This is a genomic window from Kitasatospora sp. NPDC002965, assembly GCF_040611255.1.
Taxonomy (GTDB): domain Bacteria; phylum Actinomycetota; class Actinomycetes; order Streptomycetales; family Streptomycetaceae; genus Kitasatospora.
The window spans coordinates 1-5,934 of sequence record NZ_JBEXNT010000119.1 but is presented as its reverse complement, the minus strand read 5'-3'; the positions used below and the strand labels follow the sequence as shown (position 1 = coordinate 5,934).

Genomic DNA, 5,934 nt, shown 5'->3' with positions numbered 1-5,934 from the left:
GGCCCCAGCCCCGGGGGGGCCCGCGGGGGGGCGCGACCGGGGCGGGGGGCCCTCGGGGCTCCCGCCCCCCGGGGGGGGGTGGGGGTCCGTCTCGGCCGTTGCGCACCACCTCCGCCGCGTCAGCCGCCGGCTGCGGAGAGCACGAACGCGAACTCCGCCGGGGCGGCGGCCAGCCGGTGCTCGGGCAGGACACCGGGCCCGCACGACGCCGAACCGATGCCGTGCTGCGCGTGGTCCAGGTGGACCCAGACCGTGTCACCCGCGACGAGGTCCGGCCGGTGCCGGGCCGCGTCGAGCTGCTCGGTGGTCCAGCGGCGCGCCGCGAACCGGAAGACCGGCTCGCCCTCGATCCGCACCGTCGTGCCCCCGTCGGTCAGCTCCGCCCGGCGGACGTCCGCCCGGGAACCGTTCTCCTGCGGACGCACGTACGCGGTCTGCATCGCGTCCACGTCCATCGCGTGGACGCCCACCAGCGAGGCCGCGCACGAGTCCGGATACGCCTCGCCGGGGCCGCCGCCGAACCACCGGGCCCGGCCGAACCCGGCCGGCAGACCCAGCCGGACACCCAACCGGGGCAGCGGCACCGTCCACTCACCCTCGGGGACCACCGTCACGGTCAGACGCAGCCGGTCCGCGTCGGCGCACCAGCGGTAGACCGTCCGCAGACCGAGCGAGGTCCCCGCGGGCGCGACCCGCGTCCGCACCGTCACGGCGTCCTCCGTCAGGTCGACCCCGTCCAGCCGGTGGCGCAGCCGGTGCAGGCCGACCCGGCGCCACTGCCGGTCGAGCTGCTCCTCGGGCCGCCACTGCGGCCCCCGGTCGTTGTCGGTCGTCGCCCGCCACACCTCCAGCCGCGGCCCGGTCACCGGCACCGGCCCCAGCCGGGTCAGAGCGCCGCTGCGCGCGTCGAACACGGCGGGGCCGAGCACGATCCGGCCGTCCCCGGCCCGGGGCGCCCGGCCACGCGCGGCCGGCAGGGGCCGGCGACGGCCGCCGGGAATCCGGCCCCAGGCGACGGTGTGACCCCTCCGGGCCCAGACGGTGTCCTCGGCCAGCACCGCGCGCACGGTCCAACCCGACTCGCCCTCCCCGCCCGGACTCCGCGGCACGGGCAGCGTCAGCTCGGCGGACGCACCGGGCCCGAGCGCGGGCACGACGAGGTCCCGCTCCTCCACCACCGTGCCCTCGACGTCGTAACGGCAGGTGAAGGCGAGCCGCGACAGGTCGGCGTGGTCGTGCAGGTTGGTCACCCGGACGCTCCCGGCGGCGCCACCGGGCCCGATCCGGACCGGCTCGACCACCTTCTTGAACTCCGCCAGGCCCGGCGAGGGCGTGCGGTCGGGGAGGAGCAGACCGTCGCAGACGAAGGTGCCGTCGTGCAGCTCCTCCCCGAAGTCACCGCCGTAGGCGTGGCCGTGCTCCGGGTGGGCCAGCCCGTGGTCGATCCACTCCCAGACGAAGCCGCCCTGACAGCGCGGGTACGTCTCGAACAGCCGCTGGTACTCGGCCAGCCCACCCGGCCCGTTGCCCATCGCATGGGCGTACTCACTGAGCACGAAGGGCAGTTCGCTCCGCCGCCCGGGCCCGCCGTCCTCCCGCCGGCCGATGCGTTCGACCTCGGCGTGGTCCGCGTACATCCGGGCGTAGAGGTCGGTGTCCCGGCAGGAGGGGTCGCCCTCGTAGTGCAGCAACCGGGACGGGTCGCGGCCGCGGATCCAGTCCGCCATGGCGGTGAGGCCCCGGCCGGTGCCGGACTCGTTGCCGAGCGACCAGACCAGGACACTGGGGTGGTTCTTGTCGCGCTCGACCGTACGGGCGGCGCGGTCGAGCAGGGCCGGGGTCCAGCGGTCGTCGTCCGCGGGATTGCCCCGCCAGCCGAGGGGCTCGAAACCGTGGGTCTCCAGGTCGCACTCGTCGACCACCCAGAGCCCGAACTCGTCGCAGAGGTCGAGGAAGGCGGGGTGCGGCGGATAGTGACTGGTACGGACAGCGTTGACGTTGTGCCGCTTCATCAGCAGCACATCCGTCCGCATGGTCTCCAGGTCCACCGTCCGCCCCGTCCCGGGGTGGAACTCGTGGCGGTTGACGCCCCGGAACAGGACCCGCCGGCCGTTGACCGTGAGGACCCCGTCCTCGACGGCGACCGAACGGAAACCGATCCGCAGCGGGACCCGCTCGCCCGGCGTCGCCAGCTCGGCGGTGTACAGCCTCGGCGTCTCGGCGGTCCACGCCTCGACGGGGACGGTGGCGCTCTCGCCGGTGGCGAGGTCGAGGCCGAGCTCGGCCACGGTGACCCGGCCGGGCACCTCGCTCTCCACGCACAGCGTGCCGGTCCGCGACCGGTGGTCGTACGAGGCGTGGACGAAGAAGTCCCCGACCGCCCCCGCCGGCCGGTGCAGCAGCGTCACCTCACGGAAGATCCCCGGCAGCCACCACTGGTCCTGGTCCTCCAGGTAGCTGCCGGAGGACCACTGGTGGACCCGGACGGCGAGCACGTTCCCGGTGGGCCGCAGGAGGCCGCCCACCGGGAACTCGTGCGGCAACCGGCTGCCCTTGAAGTCCCCGAGCCCGCACCCGTTGAGCCACACCCGGGCGCACGACTCGACGCCCTCGAAACGGAGCACGGCGTCCCCGCCGCTCGGCCAGCCGTCGGGCAGGTCGAAGTACCGCAGGTGGTCGCCGGTCGGGTTCTCCGTCGGCACCCTCGGCGGGTCGACCGGGAACGGGTACAGCGTGTTGGTGTAGGCGGGCGCGCCGTGCCCCTGGAGCACCCAGTGCCCGGGCACGGCGAGCTCGTCCCAGCCGGACGCGTCGTGCCCGGGCCGCGCGAACGACTCGTCGTGCGTGTCGGCCGAGGGGGAGAGCCGGAAGCGCCACCGGCCGTCCAACGGCAGCCGGAACGCGTCCGACGCCGGGTACCAGGCGCGGGGCGGCAGACAGCCCGAACCGGGGGAGAAGTCCTCGTGGTGGGCGGGGAGGGGACTCGATGGGGCGGACATGGTTCCTCTCGTCGGAACGGCCGATGTGCGCCCGGGCCGAGGCGGCCACGGGCGAAGGACGGGGGACGGGCGGGCGGCGGACCCGGCGGTGTCCGGAACCTGCGCGGACCCGGCGGCCGCCCCCGCCCGGGCCGCGCCCCCTCCGGATCAGCCCACCGGCACCAGCTTCCAGTGCTGCTGCACCTTGCCGTTGGCCGGCTGCTGGACCACCTTCGCGCCGGACGTCTTCGACGACCCGGCATCCGCGAGCTGGCCGTCCGAGCGGCTCTCCAGCACGAAGGTGCCGGAGTCGGACGGCGCGACCAGCCACTGCTGACCGGTGCCGCCGTCGCCGGTCCGGAGGTCGAGCGGCGCGCCGGGCACCACCGAGCCGCCCGACACCGCCAACGCCTTCCCGCTGGCGACACCGGTGACGGTGTAGTAGCCGCCCTCGGCAGGGGTCAGCCGCCACTGCTGGTTGGCGCCGCCGTTGCCGTCCCACTGGACGACGGGCGTGCCGTCCGCAGTGCCCCGGGCGTACGCGTCGAGGACCTTGCCGCTGTTGGCGTTGACCACCGTGTACGTGCCGGCCAGGGCCCGCGGGGCGCCCGGCGTGACCGACAGGTCGGCGAACTGCGCGCCGTAGTACCCGCCCGTCCCGAGCCCGACCTGGCCCGCGCCCAGCGTCCGGTCCGTGGCACCCCCGACCACGGCCCCGTCGACGGCCACCGTGATGGCGGCGCCGCCGAAGGTCAGCCCGAGCCGGTGCCAGCTCCCGGTCCCCGGCGCCGGCACCGTACCGCTCGCGAGGGTGGTGAAGGTCCAGGAACTGTCCGAACGGAGCAGCGACCACGCCCCGGTGTCGGACAGCCGCAGGTGGTAGGCGTTGAGCCCCTTGTTGTTGTGGCGCTGGGTACCGGCCCGGCCGAGGATCTCCACCGTCCCGGGCCGCTCCAGCAGGACGTTCGCGCTCACCGTGTAGTCCGACCAGTCGAGCCCGCCCAGCAGCGCGTACGGATGGTAGCTCGCCTCGTCGGTCCACCGGATCGGGGAGTGCGGGGACTGCTGGCGCAGACAGTTCCCGGCGCGCCCGCCGGCGCACGGGGCGGTCTCGAAGGCCCCGTTCATCGTGGTCAGGTACCGGGCCTCGCGGCCCGCCCCGCCACCCGCGAGGCTGTCGCCGTACGGGAGCGGCAGCAGCGCCCGGGCCGGTCCGGCGGCAGTACCCGCACCCTGGCCGGTGGTGGTGGTGACGGTGTAGAGACGCCCCGGGTCGAGACGCAGCGTGTACGCCCCGCCGGCCGCCGTGAGGTCGGCGCCGCGCACCAGGTGGGCGGTGGCGTTCGGGCCGGACAGGTCCGTGGACCAGACGTGCAGGGCCCCGCCCGGCAGGCCGCCGGCGACCCTGAAGGTCACGGTCTGCGCGGCGGTGGCGTCCATGGTCTCCAACACGGTCGACCAGGCCGACCGGTCCGGCGAGCGGTAGCTGACGTAGCTGCCGTTGGCCCGGGCGCCGCCGAGGTAGCCGGAGGCGCCGTCGAGGTACTTCCAGCCGGGCTGGGTGAACTGGGTGGTGTGGGCGGTGGCCCAGGTGCTGCGCCCGATGCTGTAGGCGCCGGACCACGGCTGGTCGGCGATGGCCAGGCCCATGGTGTTGTAGTCGAGGTTGCGGTAGATCGAGGCGACCAGCGGCCAGTTGAGGAAGCCGGTCATCCTGGCGTCCAGGTAGCCGCGGTTGATGCCGCGGGCGATGGCGGGCGCTCCGGCGTGGGCGTCGTCGGAGCCGTTCTCGCTGGCCCACAGCTGCTTGCCGGTGGCGCGCGCGTCGGCGCTGCTGGCGCAGGTGGTCATCGGTGACCGGTACTGGCAGGGGTAGTGGGCGCCGATGATGTCCACGGCGTCGGCGAGGGCGCCGTCCTGGCGCATCGCGGTGGCGATGTCCCAGTTGTCGTCGGCCCCGACCACCTTGGTGGCGGTGTAGCCGTTGGTGTCGAGGGCGGCGCGCAGCTTCTTGTACCAGGAGGCGTCGAACTCGCGCTCGTTCCAGCCGCCGAGGTAGTCCACGGTCAGGTTGTGCTGCCGGGCGCAGCCCATCCACCGCATCAGGTAGTCGATCATGTCCTGGGACCAGAAGTTGCCGTTGCCGATCCAGCCGGGCGCGCCCCAGGAGAGGCCGTACAGCTTGATCGCCGGGTTGCGCAGTTTGGCCTGCTCCATGACCCACCACTCGTAGCCGGCCCGGCAGTCGACCGCGCCCCGGGTGTGCTCGATCGAGGACTCGGCGCCGTCGGTGGAGTTGGTGTCGCCGCCGATCTCGGCCTTGAGGATCTGCAGGGCGGCGCCGAGGCCGGGGGTGAAGAGGTAGTCGAGGATCTGGGTGCGCTGCGGCTCGGGGTAGTCGACGAGCAGGCGGGAGTTGCCGCCGCCTCCGCTGATGGCGCCGACGCCGTCGAAGGTCCGGCCGGCGCCGGCGCCGTCGACCGTGACGGCGGTCGTCGGGCCGGCGGCCCGGGCGGTCGCGCCGCCGGGCCAGCCGAGGAGCACGGCCCAGCAGAGCGCCAGGGCGGTGAGCGCGCCGACGACGGGCCGTAAGGCGGGGGTGGTCCGGGACGTTCCCGGGGTGGTGTCCATGAGGGTCCGACCTCCGTGTCGATGTGGGTGGGAGGTGGTGCGGTGGGGCCATGGAACGGTGGTGCCGTGCGGCTGCCGCGCCGCGTGCCCGCACGCGGCGCGGTGGGGCAGACGGGGGCGTCCCACCCGACGGGACGCCCTCGCCGGCCGGTGCCGGGCTCCGGCGGGTGGGACCGGAGCCCGGGGCTCAGGAGGGGAGTCCGACGGCGCGTTCGCCGTTGCGGCGTTGTTGGATGACGACGGCGGCGACGAGGAGGGCGCCTTGGGCGACGTTCTGCCAGAAGGAGTTGATGCCCTGGACGGTGAGGCCGTTCTCCAGGCAGCC

Annotated in this window: 2 protein-coding genes; both read right to left on the bottom strand. The window is 74.8% G+C overall.

What is annotated here, in order from left to right:
• Nucleotides 1–119 precede the first annotated feature (119 nt).
• Nucleotides 120–2,999 (bottom strand): glycoside hydrolase family 2 TIM barrel-domain containing protein, encoded by a 2,880-nt coding sequence (locus tag ABZY91_RS32770; protein WP_355406682.1) that lies wholly within the window; start codon nt 2,997–2,999, stop codon nt 120–122.
• A gap of 147 nt (nt 3,000–3,146) precedes the next feature.
• The gene (locus ABZY91_RS32765) at nt 3,147–5,609 is read right to left on the bottom strand and encodes an RICIN domain-containing protein (RefSeq protein ID WP_355406680.1); all 2,463 of its coding nucleotides are present in this window, start codon (nt 5,607–5,609) and stop codon (nt 3,147–3,149) included.
• Nucleotides 5,610–5,934 lie beyond the last annotated feature (325 nt).

Coding starts and splice junctions, on each gene's coding strand:
- ABZY91_RS32770 (WP_355406682.1), bottom strand. CDS start 2,999: ATGTCCGCCCCATCGAGTCCCCTCCCCGCCCACCACGAGGACTTCTCC.
- ABZY91_RS32765 (WP_355406680.1), bottom strand. CDS start 5,609: ATGGACACCACCCCGGGAACGTCCCGGACCACCCCCGCCTTACGGCCC.